The sequence below is a fragment of the Inhella sp. genome, assembly GCF_041912635.1.
Taxonomy (GTDB): domain Bacteria; phylum Pseudomonadota; class Gammaproteobacteria; order Burkholderiales; family Burkholderiaceae_C; genus Inhella.
Genome location: NZ_JAYRMO010000038.1, coordinates 1 through 13,437, shown reverse-complemented (window position 1 = coordinate 13,437; position 13,437 = coordinate 1). Strand labels below are relative to the sequence as shown.

Here is a 13,437-nt window from a genome sequence, read left to right as displayed (position 1 = left end):
GGCTCAGACCGGACGCGCTTCAGCGACGATGGCATCGCGCCAGCGTGCCGGCAAAGCGCGCGGAGTCACCACATCCACCTCGATCCCCATCAGTTCCTGCAACTCCACCAGGATGGCACCCAGGTCAAACAACGACATGCCGGGATCCGGGTCGATCAGCAGATCGAGGTCACTGTCGGCCCTGTCCTCATCGCGCAGCACCGAACCGAACACCCGTGGATTGCGCGCACGGTGCGCGCTGACGATGCGGTAGATGGCATCGCGGTGTTGCTGCAGGGCTTCGGAAGGGCGGCGGGACATGGGCTGAATTGAATCAGAGCTGCTGCACCCTCGCCACCATCTCGCGTGCGCAGTCCACGTAGGCCTGCGCGCCCTTGGAGCTGGGGTCGAACACCACCCCCGGCTGGCCGTAGCTGGGGGCCTCGGCCAGGCGCACATTGCGCGGGATGATGGTGTCGAAGACCTTGTCGCCGAAGTGGCCCTTGAGTTGTTCGGCCACCTGGTTCTGCAGGGTGATGCGGGGGTCGAACATGACGCGCAGCAGGCCGATGACCTTGAGGTCGGCGTTCAGATTGCCGTGCACCTGCTTGATGGTGTTGACCAGATCGGTCAGGCCTTCGAGCGCGTAGTACTCGCACTGCATGGGCACCAGCACGCCGTGGGCGCTGCACAGGCCGTTGAGCGTCAGCATGCTCAAGCTGGGCGGGCAGTCGATCAGCACGACGTCGTAGTCGGCATCCACCAGGGCCAGCGCGTCCTTGAGCCGACGCTCGCGTGCTTGCATGCCCACCAATTCCACCTCGGCGCCGGCCAGTTCGCGGTTGGCACCCAGCACGTCGTAGCCACCGAGTTCGCTGCGCTTGCGGGTCTCGGCCACGCTGGCGTTGCCCAGCAGCACGTCATACACGGAGGGGTCGAGGCTGCGCTTGTCCACGCCCGAGCCCATGGTGGCATTGCCCTGAGGGTCCAGGTCCACCAGCAGTGCGCGCTGGCCGATCTTGGCCAGGCCGGCGGCCAGGTTGACGCAGGTGGTGGTCTTGCCGACGCCGCCTTTCTGGTTGGCGATGCAGAAGATCTTGGCCATGTTGTGTGTGCTGCGGAGAGGGCGCGAGATTAACCGCGGGGGCGCATCCAGACGATGCAGCGCTGGGCGTCCAGGCCGGGAACCTGCAGTTGTTCCACGTGAAACACCTCCACGTCGGCGGGCAGGGCGGCGATCTCATCGGCCGGATGCTGGCCCTTCAGGGCCATCCACACGCCACCGGGTGCCAGCAGGCTGCGCGTCAGCTGGACGAAGTCCGCCAGCGAGGCAAAGGCGCGGCTGGTGATGACGGGGAAGGGCGGGCGGTCCAGGGCTTCCACGCGGGCATGCTCGGCGATGAGGTTCTTCAGGCCCAGCTCGGCGCCCACCTGGGCGATGAAGCGGGCCTTCTTGGCCACCGTGTCGACGCAGCTGATGCGCAAGCTGTCGGGGGCCGCGATGGCCCAGGCCACGCCGGGCAGGCCGCCCCCACTCCCCACATCGAGGACGCGCGTGGGCTGGCCCTGGGTGTGGCGCAGCAGCGGGGTCAGGGCGGCCAGGCTGTCCAGCAGGTGCAGGCGCAGCATGCTTTCCGGCTCGCGCACGGCGGTCAGGTTGTAGACCTTGTTCCACTTGGCCAGCAGGGCCAGGTAGTCGAGCAGCTGCTGCCGGCCGGTGGCAGCGAGGGGCAGGTTCAAGGCCTGCAGGCCTTGATCCAGGGTGTCGGACAGATTCATTCGGTGCAGTATTGGGCGGTGCTCAGCAGAGTGACGCCGGCGTCTTCCAGCTCTTCGTTGACCTGCTTGCGCACCTCGGTGGCGCTGTGGCCGGCGCGGGGCCAGGTGTGATGGGCGTCGCGGATCAGGCTGGTGGGCAGGCCGCGCTGCAGGGCGCCCGCCGCGGTGGCCTGCACGCAGAGCTCGCTCTGCAGCCCGGCCAGCACCAGCTGTGTCACGCCCAGACGGGTCAGCGTCTCGGTCAGCAAGGGGTTGCTGAAGGCGCTGGGGGCGGACTTGACGATGCGGGGTTCATGCGGTGCGGGGTCCAGGCGCGGGTCGATCTCGAAGCCCGGGCATTGCGGGTGCAGCGGGGCTTCGGGTTCGTCCTCGGCGTGCTGAATCCAGATCACCGGCTCGCCACGGCGGCGTGCGGCTTCGAGCAGGCGCAGGCAGGCGGCCACCAGCGGGTCGCCGTCCGGCATGGGGTCGCAGCGTTCGCCGTCAAAGGCACCGCGCTGCAGATCGATGAGCAAGAGGGCACGGGTCATGCGGCGTCCTGTTGTGCGAGGGAGCTTGCAGTGTCGTTGTCCGCGAAGCCCTTGAACCTGCCTTTGCGCAAATGGATCAGCAGCAGCGAGATGGCAGCCGGCGTGATGCCCGAGATGCGCGAGGCCTGGCCCAAGGTTTCGGGGCGGTGCTTGGAGAGCTTCTGACGCGCCTCGATGGAGAGGGCGGTGACCTGGGCGTAGTCCAGTTCGGCCGGCAGCTTCAGGTGCTCGAAGGCGGCGGCGCGGGCCACGTCGTCCTGCTGCTTGTCGATGTAGCCGGCGTACTTGGTGGCGATCTCCAGCTGTTCGATGACGGCGGCGGCCAGCTCCGCACCCAGCTCGGCCCGCAATGTTTCACGTGAAACATCGAAGCCCGGTTTGCCAATCCTGCCCGCCTCGGCCACCGCGTCAAAGCTCACGCCCGGGCGGCGCAGCAGGTCCGTCAACCGGTATTCGCGCTCCAGCGCCTTGCCCACCAGGCGCTCGGCCTCGGCCGCCGGCAGGCTGTTCGGATTGACCCAGCTGCTCTTGAAGCGTTCGGCCTCGCGCGCCAGCGCGTCGCGCTTGCGGCAGAAGGCGTCCCAGCGCGCGTCGTCCACCAGGCCGAGCTGGCGGCCGGTTTCGGTCAGGCGCAAGTCGGCGTTGTCCTCGCGCAGTTGCAGGCGGAACTCGGCGCGGCTGGTGAACATGCGGTAGGGCTCGGTCACGCCCTTAGTGATCAGGTCGTCCACCAGCACACCCAGATAGGCCTGGTGGCGCTCGGGCACCCAGGGCTCCTGACCCTTGACCTGCAGCGCGGCGTTGGCGCCGGCGAACAGGCCCTGGGCGGCGGCTTCCTCGTAGCCGGTGGTGCCATTGATCTGGCCGGCGAAGAACAGGCCCTGGATGGCCCTGGTCTCGAAGCTGCTCTTCAGCGCGCGTGGGTCGAAGTAGTCGTACTCGATGGCGTAGCCGGGGCGCAGGATGTGGGCGTGTTCCAGGCCGACCATCGAGCGCACCGCGGCGAGCTGGATGTCGAAGGGCAGGGAGGTGGAAATGCCGTTCGGATAGAACTCGTGCGTCGTCAGGCCCTCGGGCTCCAGAAAGATCTGGTGGCTGTCCTTGCCGGCAAAGCGGTTGATCTTGTCCTCGATGCTCGGGCAGTAGCGCGGGCCCACGCCTTCGATGACGCCGGTGAACATCGGGCTGCGGTCAAAGCCGCTGCGGATGATCTCGTGGGTGCGCTCGTTGGTGTGGGTGATCCAGCAGGGCAGCTGTTTCGGATGCATCGCCGCCGAGCCCATGAAGCTGAACACCGGCACCGGGTCCAGGTCGCCGGGTTGCTCCTCACACCTGGAAAAATCGATCGTCTTGCCATCGATGCGCGGCGGCGTGCCGGTCTTCAGTCGGCCCTGCGGCAACTTCAGTTCCTTCAGCCGGCTGGAGAGCGACACCGCGGGCGGATCCCCCGCGCGGCCGGCCGGGTAGTTCTGCAGGCCGATGTGGATGCGCCCGTCCAGGAAGGTGCCGGCCGTCAGCACCACGGCGCGGCTGCGAAAGCGGATGCCGCTTTGCGTGACGGCGCCCACCACGCGGTCGCCTTCCACCATCAGGTCGTCCACCGCCTGCTGGAACAGCGTCAGGTTCGGCTGGTTCTCCAGCATGCGGCGGATGGCGGCCTTGTAGAGGATGCGATCCGCCTGCGCGCGGGTGGCGCGCACGGCCGGGCCCTTGCTGCCGTTGAGGATGCGGAACTGGATGCCGCCCTCGTCGGTGGCCAGCGCCATCGCGCCGCCCAGGGCGTCCACTTCCTTCACCAGATGGCCCTTGCCGATGCCGCCGATGGAAGGGTTGCAGCTCATCTGGCCCAGGGTCTCGATGTTGTGCGTCAGCAGCAGGGTGTTCACGCCCATGCGGGCCGCGGCCAGCGCGGCCTCGGTGCCGGCGTGTCCGCCGCCAACCACGATGACGTCGAATTCGGTGGGATACAGCATGGGGTCAGGCTTCGATGAGTTGGGTGGCCAGGCCTTCGGCCCGGGCGGCTTCGGCCTGGCGGCGGTCGGCGGTGATGAAGCGGTCGGCGCCGCAGGCCTGGGCGGCGGCCACATGCAGGGCGTCGCTGGCGGGCAGGCGGCCGTGGCGCAGCAGCAGGGTCTGGGTCAGGGCCTCGACGCGGCGGTCCAGATCGACGCGCTCGAAGTCTTCAAAGTCCGCCTGCAGCAGGCCGAGCAGGCGCTGCAGCTCGGGCTCGGGCAGGGCTTCGCGGTGCGCGGCCAGGGCCGAGACCAGCTCGCTGCGGCAATGCGCCGCCACCGCCACCTGATGCGCCTGGGCCAGCGCGGCCTGCACGGCGTCGCGGCCCGGTTCGGCCAGGTAGCGCTTCACCAGGGCCGAGGGGTCGAGCAGGATCTTCACGGTGCGTCCACCAGATGCTGGCTGACCGTGCGGCCATCGGCTGGCGCCAGCTGGGCCGGTTCGATTGCCTGCTTCCAGGCTGGCACGGCATCGCGCGCCTCGGGCCGTACCGGCACCAAGTCGGCCACCGGCTTGCCATGGCGCAGGATGCGCACGGTCTGGCCTTGCTCGACCAGATCCAGCGCGGCCGCCACATGGGCGCGGAATTCGCTGAGGGGCAGGGTGTGCATGGTTTTGTACAAAAACGATGTTTTGTACATTTTGCCAGCGGGCCCCGAGGAAATGCCAGGACAGGGGTATGGGGTGACGTGCTGGAATCAACGCGCCAGCCCCCGCTGGGAGGAGAGTTCCGATGTCGATTTCCATGTGCCAAGCCACCAGCCCGCGCTTCATCAACGGGCTGCTCAATCTCAGCAACATCCTGAAGAAGGCGGCCGAGCATGCGGCCGCCCACAAGATCGACCCCAACGCGCTGCTGCAAGCGCGTCTCTACCCGGACATGTTCCCGCTGACGCGCCAGGTGCAGATCGCCTGCGACCAGGCCAAGGGCGCGGTGGCCCGCCTGGCCGGCCAGGAACCACCCAAGCACGAGGACAGCGAGCAGAGCTTCGACGACCTGCAGGCGCGCATCAAGAAGACCATCGCCTACATCGAGTCCGTGCCCCTGCAGGCCCTGGACGGCAGCGAGAGCCGCGGCATCCACCTCAAGGTGGCCGGCAAGGAACTCACCTTCGTGGGCAGCCAGTACCTGATGGGCTGGGCCTGGCCCAACTTCCATTTCCACAGCAGCATGGCCTACGCCATCCTGCGTCACAACGGCGTGCCGCTGGGCAAGCCGGATTACCTGGGCGAGGTTTGAACCGATGACTCGGTGATCCGGACGGGCCGCAAGGCCCGCCATGCCATACCTTGGTGCTTGCAATAATTCGATAATGCTGGAAACATCGAAGAATGAACGAAGAGCATGTCATCAAGGCCCTGGGCGCCCTGGCCCATCCGGTCCGTCTCACGGTCTTCCGCGCCTTGGTGGTGGCCGGCCCGCAGGGCCTGATCCCCAGCGTGATGCAGGAAGGCCTGGGCGTGCCGCCGGCCACGCTCTCCTTCCATCTGAAGGAACTCAGCGCCGCCGGCCTGATCGCCAGCGAGCGCGAGGGCCGCAGCCTGATCTACCGCGCCGAGTTTGCGCAGATGAACGCCCTGCTCGGCTACCTGACCGCCAACTGCTGCCAGGGCAGCGGCAGCTGCGCCCCCACCCCCTGCTGCCCCGTTCCAACCCAGGAGACCCCATGAAACGCTTCCATGTGCACGCCCATGTGCAAGACCTGCAGGCCAGCATCGCCTTCTACGCCAAGCTGTTCGGCGCCGCGCCCACGCGCGTCGAGGCCGATTACGCCAAATGGATGCTGGACGACCCGCGCATCAACTTCGCCATCTCCACCCGCGGCGGCAAGCCGGGAGTGGACCACCTCGGCATCCAGACCGACAACGCCGAAGAACTGGCCGAGCTGCGCGAGCGCGCACGGGCCGCCGAACTGGCCACCGCCGACGAAGGCCTGACCAGCTGCTGCTACGCGCGCAGCGAAAAGCATTGGATCGAAGACCCGCAGGGCATCGCCTGGGAGCATTTCCACACCCTGGCGGACATCCCCGTCTTTGGCCAGGGCGCCAGCGAAGCGGCCTGCTGCCCTGCGCGCGAGGCCAAGCCGGCCGGCGCCTGCTGCTGAGCCATGGCGCATCACGTCCTGATCCTCTGCACCCACAACTCCGCGCGCAGCGCGTTGGCCGAGGCCATGCTGAACCACTGGGCCCTGCGCCTGGCTCGGCCGATCCAGGCTCATAGCGCCGGCAGCGCCCCGAGCGGCCGCACCAATCCGCACGCGCTGAGCGTGCTGCAGCGCGCTGGCGTCGATGTGAGAGGCCTGCGCAGCAAGAGTTGGGATGAATTTGCGCGTCCCGATGCGCCACGCTTGGATGCGGTGATCACCGTCTGCGACAGCGCTGCCGCCGAGACCTGCCCGATCTGGCCCGGCGCGCCGGTGCAGGTGCACTGGGGCTACCCGGACCCGTCGAACGCGCCTGAAGGCCAGCGCGAGCAGGCCTTCGAGCTGACGCGCCAGGCCCTGGGCTACCGGATGCTGCAGCTGCTGGATCTGCCCTGGGAGCGGCTGGACGCGCCGCAACGCCGCGCAGCACTGATCGAGATCGCGGCGCGATGAACGGCGCATCCACACGCACCCGGCTGCTGGCCGAGGGCCTGGGCACGGCCGGTCTGCTGGCGGTGGTGGTGGGTTCGGGGGTGATGGCCGAGCGCCTGGCCGGCGGCAATGTCGCCGTGGCCCTGCTGGCCAACACGGGCGCCACGGTACTGGGCCTGTGGGTGCTGATCGAGCTGCTGGGACCGCTCAGCGGCGCCCACTTCAATCCGGCGGTGACGCTGGCGCTGAAGGCGCTGCGCCGCTTTGACGGCCCGGTGACGGGTTACATCGCCGCCCAGTTGCTGGGCGCGGCGCTGGGGGTGCTGGCGGTGCACGCCATGTTCGAGTTGCCGCTGCTGCAGCTCTCGGTCAAGCCGCGTGAGGGCGCGGCGCAGTGGCTGTCGGAAGGCTTGGCCACGCTGTGCCTGTTGGCGGTGGTGTTGCGTGCCCCGGTGGGCAAGGCGCCGGCCCTGGTGGCCGCCACGGTCGGGGCGGGCTACTGGGCCACGGCCTCGACCTTCTTTGCCAACCCGGCCGCTGTGCTCGGGCGCATGCTCAGCGACAGTTTTGCCGGCATTGCCCCAGCCAGCGCGCCGGGCTTTGTGGCCGCCCAGCTGGCGGCCGTGCTTCTGGTCTGGGCCCTGTGGCCCAGGCGCTGATCAGGCCAGCAGCTGAACGGCGGTGGCGATCGTCAGGATCAGGGTGCTGACCAGGGCGATGGCCTGGACGGCGATGTAGATGTGACGGTCGGTGTGCAGGGTGGCGGTGGTGTTCATTCGGGTTTCTCCTTAGTTGCGGGGCGCATCATGCCTCAGACTCCGTGAAAACCCTATGACAAATTGTCATCGACCCATCCAGGTAAGGGATGTCAAAGGTCAGGCGCTGCTTGCGTTGACCGAGGTTCCCGTGCCTGCTGGCCGGGCACACTCGGTCGCGATGCCCTTTGCCCAAGCCCTTGCTGCAGCGCGAACCGTCCAGATCGGCGGCGTCGGCAAAGCCGAACTTCTGCAGCGCCTGGCCGCCGCAGAAGTTCAGCTCAACGCAGCCGCGCAGCAGCTGTTTGCCGATGAGCGCTTCAGCACCGCGACTGCGCCTCAGCAGATCCAGGTGCAGCAGATCAGCGTGGCCGACCTTGGCTTGCCGGACGGGGGTGTCATGGCGCAGATCCTGGCGGCGGCCGCAGGGTGCGGCTTGCAGCCCTGCCCGTTGGAGCTCGCGCCGCATCTGAGGCTGCTGCTGTTGGATCAGGCCGAAGGCGCACTGGGCTTTGCGCCCACCCGGCACCAGTCGCCACCGGGTGCGATCAGGGTGGTCTCGGCGCCGCTGTGCGAGGACGATGAGGTGCCCAAGGGCTTCTATCTGCGGCGCATCGAAGGCGTGCTGTGGCTGCGTGGCTACTGGTCATCGGCCGACCACGTACGCCAGCCGGACGAGCAGCTGGTGTTCGCCTACCCCGCCACCGCCACCATCACCGCATAGGCCTTGAAGCAAGCCGTCGCCGGCTGACCGACGCGCAGGTCCAGGGCCTCCACGGCGTCGTGGGTGACGCTGGCGGTGAGCTGCATGCCGCCGGGCAGGGTCAGGCCCACCAGGGCGCCGGTGGCGCCTTTTTCCAGGCGCGAGATGGTGCCGGCGAGCTGGTTGCTGGCCGAGAGCTTGTAGCCGGCGAAGTCCTGCACCAGCACCACCTCGCTGGCCTTGACCATCGCCAGCGCCTCCTGGCCGATCTGCAAATCCAGCGCGGCGGCGGCCTCGGCATTGATGGCGGCGCGCAGCGGCAGGCCGCCGGGCAGTTCCAGCCGCACCTGCACGGTGCTGGGGCCGTGGGTGAGGGCGGCGATGCGGCCGACGAACTGGTTGCGGGCGGTGGTCTTCATGGCACGGCGCCGCAGCAGGGCGGCAAGTTCGGGTTGATCGTGAAACTGGTCGAGCAGCCAGGCTTGCTGCGCGCGCAGGAACTCGGCCTGGCGCTGCTGCAGCTGCTGCCAAGCCTGCAGCAGCGCCTGCGCGGCAGGGGTGAGCTGCGAGCCGCCGCCGCCGCGCCCGCCCTGCTGGGCTTGCACCAGCGGGGTCTGGGCCAGATTGGTGGCTTGGTCGAGCAGCAGCCAGGCGCCCTTGTAGCTGTAGCCGGCGGCGCGGGCGGCGCGCTGCAGCGAGCCGGTTTGCTGCAGGGCTTGCAGCAGTGCAAAGAAGCGCGCGTCCAGGCGGCCGGCCAGGCGCAGATCGGCTTGCAGCAGGCTCATGCGTGCAGCAGCTTTCGTTTGCGTGCCGTCTCGGGGTCGTCGGGTGGCGGGGCCAGGCCGGCGGCTTCGCGGTCCTCGGCGCTGGCGGCGCGCAGGTCCACGCGGCGCTGTACCCGGCCCTCGTCGAACAGATAGGCCTCGTCGGCCAGGGCCAGCAGGTCGTCCACATCGTGGGTGACGAGCAGGGCCGGTACGCCGAACTGCGCGCGCACGCGCTTGAGCTCGGCGCGCAGCTGGGCGCGCAGCATCGGGTTCAGTGCGGCGAAGGGTTCGTCCAACAGCAGCAGGCTGGGCCGCGCCGCCAGGGCGCGGGCCAGGGCCACGCGCTGGCGCTGGCCGCCCGAGAGCCGGTCCGGTCGCGCATGGGCCAGTTCGCTCAGGCCGAAGGCGGCCAGCAGCTCGTCCACGCGCTCGCCATCGGCGCGGCTCAGGCGCTGGTACCAGCGCGTCAGGCCAAAGCCCACATTGGCGCGCACGCTCAGGTGGGGGAACAGCGCGTAGTGCTGGAACAGGTAGCCGACGCGACGCTCGGGCACCGCGCGCCGGATGCCGCGGGCGCTGTCGAACCAGCACTCGCCCTGCACGACGATGCGGCCGCGCTGCAGCGGCAGCAGCCCGGCCACCGCCTGCAGGCTGAGCGATTTGCCCGCGCCCGAGGGGCCGTAGAAGCCCAGCACCGCCGCCGAGCTGGCCAGCTCCACGTCGAGCTGGAACTGGCGCGCGCCCTCGCGCAGCGCGGTGTGCAGGGCCAGTTCAATCATGGGGCGCCGAAGCCCTGCTGCTGCAGCAGGGCCTGAGCCGGCTTGCCGAGCAGGTAGTCGATGAAGGCCTGGGCCAGCGCGGGCTGGCGGCTGTCGCTCACCACCGCCACCGGGTAGCGCACCGGCTCGTGGCCGCCCAGCGTCATCACCACGCGCACCCGGTCTTTGGCGAGCTGCGCATCGCTGCGGTAGACGAAGCCGGCCTCGACCTCGGCGCGCGCCACATAGTCCAGCACCTGGCGCACGTTGTCGGCGGGCACGAGCTTGGGCTGCAGCGCCTGCCACAGGCGCACGCTCTCCAGCGCCTGCTGGGTGTAGCGGCCCACCGGCACGGTGGCGGGCTTGCCGACGGCAATGCGCTTCACGCCCGGCTGGCTCAGATCGGCCAGGCTGGCCAGGGTGCCGTCCGGCGGCGTCACCAGCACCAGCTCGTTGCGGGCGAAGGTGCGACGGCTTGGCGCGGCGATCAGCTTCTGTTCGGCGGCGCGGTCCATCGTGGCCTCGTCGGCGCTGGCGAAGACATCCACGGGGGCTCCTTGCGCGATCTGCTGCAGCAGCTGGCCCGAGGCGGCGAAATTGAAGCGCAGCTTCGCGCCGGGGTGGGCGGCCTCGAAGCCCGGCGCCAGGGCCTTGAAGGCATCGGCCAGGCTGGCCGCGGCCGAGACGGTCAGTTCCTGCGCCTGGACGGACAGGGGCAGCAGCAATAGCAACAGGGCACGGCGCAACATCAGTCGAATCTCCTTGGGGGTCTGGACTGCAGAAAGCGGTTCGAGGCCAGCAGCACCAGCACCGAGAGCGCCGAGACCGCCAGCGAGAGCGCCAGCGCGGCCTCGTCCTGGCCGGCCTGCACATGGTCGTAGATGGCCATGGCGGCGGTCTGGGTCTGGCCGGGGATCGAGCCGGCCACCATCAGCGAGGCGCCGAACTCGCCCAGCGCGCGCGCAAAGGCCAGCAGGGTGCCGGCCAGGATGCCCGACCAGGCCAGCGGCAGCGTGACGCGCAGGAATACCCCCAGGCGCGACTGCCGCAGCGTGCGCGCGGCGGCCTCCAGCTCGGGGTCCACCTGAGCCAGGGCCGTGCTGGCGGCCTTTAACACCAGCGGCAGCGCGACGAGCGTGGACGCCAACACCGCGCCGTGCCAGTGAAAGATCAGCGAGTAGTCGAAGTGCTCGCGCAGCCAGGCGCCGATCGGCCCCTTGCGGCCCATCAGCAGCAGGATGCCGTAGCCCAGCACCGTGGGCGGCAGCACCAGGGGCAGCATGCACAGCGCCTCCAGCAGGCCGCGCCCGGGCAGGCGGGTGCGCGCCACCAGCCAGGCCAGCGCCACGCCCAGCAGCAGCGCGCACAGAGTGGCCAGCGCGGCCACGCGCAGGCTCAGAAGCAGGGGGTCGGAGCCCAGGGCGTCCAGCAGCATGGGCGCAATGTAGCCAACTACATCACGAGGGGCCAGAGGCCCCGCTCGGCCACAGGTCCAGAATGCCGCCCAAACAAAAGGGAGCGTGGCCCCATGACGGACGCAGACTGGCCCTGGCTGCAGGCCGAACAGGCGCGCGCCCTGGCCGAGCCGGACGACGCGCTGGCGCAGTTCGAGGCCGCCTGGCCGCGCTGGCCCGCGCCGGCGGAAGACCCCGGCTGGCGCACCCAGCTGGGCCTGCACCTGGCCGAGCTGCAGCTACGCCTGTGGCGCTTTGACGAACTGGAGCAGCTGCTGCCCGCGCTGCACGAGGCCGCGCAGGCCCAGCCCGACGCGCTGCTGCAGGCCCGCGCGGCCCTGCTGCAGGTCAACCAGGACGTGCGCAAGGGCCGCCTGGGCCTGGCGCTGACTGCCCTGGGCCCGCTGGCCGCGTTGGCCCAGGCGCGCCCCGAGCCGGCCTTACGCGCCCTGCATGCGCTGGCCCTGGCCCGCGTGCTGCAGGGCCAGGGCGAGCACGAACGGGCGCTGGTCTGCCTGGCCGACGCCCTGCCCCTGCTGCCCGCCGCCGGCCTGCCGCGCCAGCTGCCCCTGCTGTGGCTGCGCCGCGCCGCCAGCCACCATGCCCTGGCTCAATGGCCGCAGTACCGCGCGGCGCTGCAGCAGTGCGTGGACCATGCGCTGGCCCAGCGCGACCATGCCGCCGCCTGCAATGCCCTGACCGGCGTGGTGGAGGACCTGACCCGCGCCGGCGAGCACGCAGCCGCCCAGGCCACGCTGCAGCAGGCCGAGGCCCTGCTGGCGCGCGTGCCGGCCCGGCGCGCCCAGCTGGAGGCCGAGGTGCTGGCCGCCGGCGCCCATCTGGCCGCCGCACAGGGCCGCTGGCCGCAGGCGGTGCAGCAGCTGCAGCAGGTGATCGAGCTGAAGCGCGCCAGCAGCACGCGCGCGCAGACCCAGCGCCGCCTGCGCGAGCTGGCGCCCTGGCAGCTGCAGGCCGGCCAGCCTGAAGCCGCCCTGGCCAGCCTGCAGGAAGCGCACGAGCTGGAGCTGGGCGCCCTGCGCGCCGCCCAGGCCGAAGAGCTGGCCCTGAAGACCGAACGCCTGGAGCGCGAGCAGGCGCGCCAGGCCCAGCAGGGCGCCGAGCAGCAGGCCCAGCAGCTGCAGCAGGCCAATGCCGCGCTGGGCGAGGCCCTGCGCGTGCAGCGTGAGCTGCTCGACCAGCTGGTGCAAAGCGGCCGCCAGGCCGCGCTGGGCGCCATGCTGGCCGGTCTGGCGCATGAACTGAACACCCCGCTGGGCAATGCGCTCACGGCCGTCAGCACCACGCAGGAGCGCCTGCGCCAGACGCAGCGCCTGTTCGAGCTGGGCGCTCTGGGCCGGCGCGCGCTGCAGGGCGATCTGCTGGCCGCGCTGGAAGGCAGCGAGCTGGCGCAGCGCAATCTGCAGCGCGTGCTGCAGCTGCTCAGTGGCTATCAGGAACTGAACCCCGAGCTGCTGGCCGCGCGCCCGCGCAGCACGCGCCTGGCCGAGCTGGTGCTGCAGGCCTGGCAGCGTGCCGTGCCGGTCGACACGCCGCTGCAGCTGGAACTGCAGGCCGATGTGACCGCCCAGGTCTGCGCCGACAGCCTGCAGGCCGTGCTGGTGGAGCTGCTGCACAACGTGCAGCGCCACGCCTACCCGGCTGGCCACGCCGGCCGCGTGCAGGTGCGCGCCTGGACAGCCGAGGGCCGCCACCACCTGGAGCTGGCCGACGCCGGCCGCGGCATCCCCAGCGGCCTGCTGCCGCGCATCTTCGACCCCTACGTCTCCACCCAGTTCGGCCAGGGCCGCAGCGGCCTGGGCCTGTTCAGCGCCCAGGTGCTGGTGAACACCCGGTTGCGCGGCCAGCTGCAGGTGCACAGCGCGCCGGGCGAGGGCACGCGCTTCCTGATCGATTGGCCGGTGGCTGCCTGATGCACGGTGGTGCTTCAGTGCGGGGGCTGCGCTGCGTGCCGCTCAGATTGAATCGGACATCTCTATGTCAGAGCTGGCGCGCCAACTCGGCTCCTGATTAGTAATGTGCCTCAGCACCGCCACGGATCTCCGGAATTGGATGCGGCGGACAGCGCGCCACATTCACGATGAGTCGGGCGACGAGGCCGCGCA

At 70.1% G+C, this 13,437-nt stretch carries 19 protein-coding genes; 7 read left to right on the top strand and 12 right to left on the bottom strand.

Annotated features, from left to right (window positions below):
* Nucleotides 1-3 precede the first annotated feature (3 nt).
* From ACE3QP_RS18715 to ACE3QP_RS18685, 7 genes are read right to left on the bottom strand one after another with little or no spacing between them, the layout of a single operon-like run.
* Nucleotides 4-300: a nucleotidyltransferase family protein gene (locus ACE3QP_RS18715; RefSeq protein WP_374438140.1), complete on the bottom strand. Its 297-nt coding sequence runs from the start codon at nucleotides 298-300 to the stop codon at nucleotides 4-6.
* 13 nt (nucleotides 301-313) lie between these two features.
* The gene (locus tag ACE3QP_RS18710; protein WP_374438138.1) at nucleotides 314-1,084 is read right to left on the bottom strand and encodes a ParA family protein; all 771 of its coding nucleotides are present in this window, start codon (nucleotides 1,082-1,084) and stop codon (nucleotides 314-316) included.
* A gap of 29 nt (nucleotides 1,085-1,113) precedes the next feature.
* Nucleotides 1,114-1,758 carry a 16S rRNA (guanine(527)-N(7))-methyltransferase RsmG gene (gene rsmG, locus ACE3QP_RS18705; RefSeq protein WP_374438136.1) on the bottom strand — a complete coding sequence of 215 codons (645 nt, stop codon included), beginning with the start codon at nucleotides 1,756-1,758 and terminating at the stop codon, nucleotides 1,114-1,116.
* Nucleotides 1,755-2,288, bottom strand: a complete 534-nt coding sequence (locus ACE3QP_RS18700; protein ID WP_374438135.1) for a cysteine hydrolase family protein — start codon at nucleotides 2,286-2,288, stop codon at nucleotides 1,755-1,757. The genes rsmG and ACE3QP_RS18700 overlap by 4 nt, the downstream gene beginning before the upstream one ends.
* A complete protein-coding gene (mnmG, locus tag ACE3QP_RS18695; RefSeq protein ID WP_374438134.1) occupies nucleotides 2,285-4,261 on the bottom strand; it encodes a tRNA uridine-5-carboxymethylaminomethyl(34) synthesis enzyme MnmG in 1,977 nt (658 codons plus the stop codon). Before mnmG ends, ACE3QP_RS18700 begins: the two co-directional genes overlap by 4 nt.
* A gap of 4 nt (nucleotides 4,262-4,265) precedes the next feature.
* Nucleotides 4,266-4,682, bottom strand: coding sequence for a type II toxin-antitoxin system VapC family toxin (locus ACE3QP_RS18690; protein WP_374438133.1), 417 nt, complete (start codon nucleotides 4,680-4,682; stop codon nucleotides 4,266-4,268).
* Nucleotides 4,679-4,912 carry a type II toxin-antitoxin system Phd/YefM family antitoxin gene (locus ACE3QP_RS18685; protein WP_374438131.1) on the bottom strand — a complete coding sequence of 78 codons (234 nt, stop codon included), beginning with the start codon at nucleotides 4,910-4,912 and terminating at the stop codon, nucleotides 4,679-4,681. The genes ACE3QP_RS18690 and ACE3QP_RS18685 overlap by 4 nt, the downstream gene beginning before the upstream one ends.
* A 122-nt stretch (nucleotides 4,913-5,034) precedes the next feature.
* Between ACE3QP_RS18685 and ACE3QP_RS18680 the strand changes: the two genes are divergently transcribed.
* The 5 genes from ACE3QP_RS18680 (at nucleotide 5,035) to ACE3QP_RS18660 (ending at nucleotide 7,536) form a co-directional block, all read left to right on the top strand.
* Nucleotides 5,035-5,541, top strand: a complete 507-nt coding sequence (locus tag ACE3QP_RS18680) for a DUF1993 family protein (protein ID WP_374438129.1) — start codon at nucleotides 5,035-5,037, stop codon at nucleotides 5,539-5,541.
* A 92-nt stretch (nucleotides 5,542-5,633) separates the two neighbouring features.
* A complete protein-coding gene (locus ACE3QP_RS18675; RefSeq protein WP_374438128.1) occupies nucleotides 5,634-5,972 on the top strand; it encodes an ArsR/SmtB family transcription factor in 339 nt (112 codons plus the stop codon).
* Nucleotides 5,969-6,406, top strand: coding sequence for an ArsI/CadI family heavy metal resistance metalloenzyme (locus tag ACE3QP_RS18670; RefSeq protein WP_374438126.1), 438 nt, complete (start codon nucleotides 5,969-5,971; stop codon nucleotides 6,404-6,406). The genes ACE3QP_RS18675 and ACE3QP_RS18670 overlap by 4 nt, the downstream gene beginning before the upstream one ends.
* 3 nt (nucleotides 6,407-6,409) lie before the next feature.
* Nucleotides 6,410-6,898, top strand: coding sequence for an arsenate reductase ArsC (locus tag ACE3QP_RS18665; RefSeq protein ID WP_374438125.1), 489 nt, complete (start codon nucleotides 6,410-6,412; stop codon nucleotides 6,896-6,898).
* Nucleotides 6,895-7,536 (top strand): aquaporin, encoded by a 642-nt coding sequence (locus tag ACE3QP_RS18660; protein ID WP_374438124.1) that lies wholly within the window; start codon nucleotides 6,895-6,897, stop codon nucleotides 7,534-7,536. Before ACE3QP_RS18665 ends, ACE3QP_RS18660 begins: the two co-directional genes overlap by 4 nt.
* A 145-nt stretch (nucleotides 7,537-7,681) precedes the next feature.
* On the opposite strand, the gene ACE3QP_RS18655 is transcribed toward ACE3QP_RS18660, so the two are convergent.
* Entirely contained in the window at nucleotides 7,682-8,101 is a 420-nt protein-coding gene (locus ACE3QP_RS18655; protein WP_374438122.1) for a hypothetical protein, read from the bottom strand.
* Between the two features lie 15 nt (nucleotides 8,102-8,116).
* Here ACE3QP_RS18655 and ACE3QP_RS18650 point away from each other — a divergent pair, with 15 nt between their 5' ends.
* Complete coding sequence (locus tag ACE3QP_RS18650) at nucleotides 8,117-8,356, top strand: hypothetical protein (RefSeq protein ID WP_374438120.1); 240 nt, start codon at nucleotides 8,117-8,119, stop codon at nucleotides 8,354-8,356.
* Here ACE3QP_RS18650 and ACE3QP_RS18645 read toward each other — a convergent pair.
* From ACE3QP_RS18645 to modB, 4 genes are read right to left on the bottom strand one after another with little or no spacing between them, the layout of a single operon-like run.
* Nucleotides 8,326-9,120 carry a TOBE domain-containing protein gene (locus tag ACE3QP_RS18645; protein WP_374438118.1) on the bottom strand — a complete coding sequence of 265 codons (795 nt, stop codon included), beginning with the start codon at nucleotides 9,118-9,120 and terminating at the stop codon, nucleotides 8,326-8,328. The genes ACE3QP_RS18650 and ACE3QP_RS18645 overlap by 31 nt on opposite strands.
* Nucleotides 9,117-9,881 carry an ATP-binding cassette domain-containing protein gene (locus tag ACE3QP_RS18640; protein ID WP_374438117.1) on the bottom strand — a complete coding sequence of 255 codons (765 nt, stop codon included), beginning with the start codon at nucleotides 9,879-9,881 and terminating at the stop codon, nucleotides 9,117-9,119. Before ACE3QP_RS18640 ends, ACE3QP_RS18645 begins: the two co-directional genes overlap by 4 nt.
* Nucleotides 9,878-10,609, bottom strand: a complete 732-nt coding sequence (gene modA / locus ACE3QP_RS18635) for a molybdate ABC transporter substrate-binding protein (RefSeq protein WP_374438115.1) — start codon at nucleotides 10,607-10,609, stop codon at nucleotides 9,878-9,880. The genes ACE3QP_RS18640 and modA overlap by 4 nt, the downstream gene beginning before the upstream one ends.
* Complete coding sequence (gene modB / locus ACE3QP_RS18630; RefSeq protein ID WP_374438113.1) at nucleotides 10,609-11,295, bottom strand: molybdate ABC transporter permease subunit; 687 nt, start codon at nucleotides 11,293-11,295, stop codon at nucleotides 10,609-10,611. The genes modA and modB overlap by 1 nt, the downstream gene beginning before the upstream one ends.
* Before the next feature lie 93 nt (nucleotides 11,296-11,388).
* Here modB and ACE3QP_RS18625 point away from each other — a divergent pair, with 93 nt between their 5' ends.
* A complete protein-coding gene (locus ACE3QP_RS18625; RefSeq protein WP_374438111.1) occupies nucleotides 11,389-13,245 on the top strand; it encodes an ATP-binding protein in 1,857 nt (618 codons plus the stop codon).
* The last annotated feature ends 192 nt before the right edge of the window (nucleotides 13,246-13,437 follow it).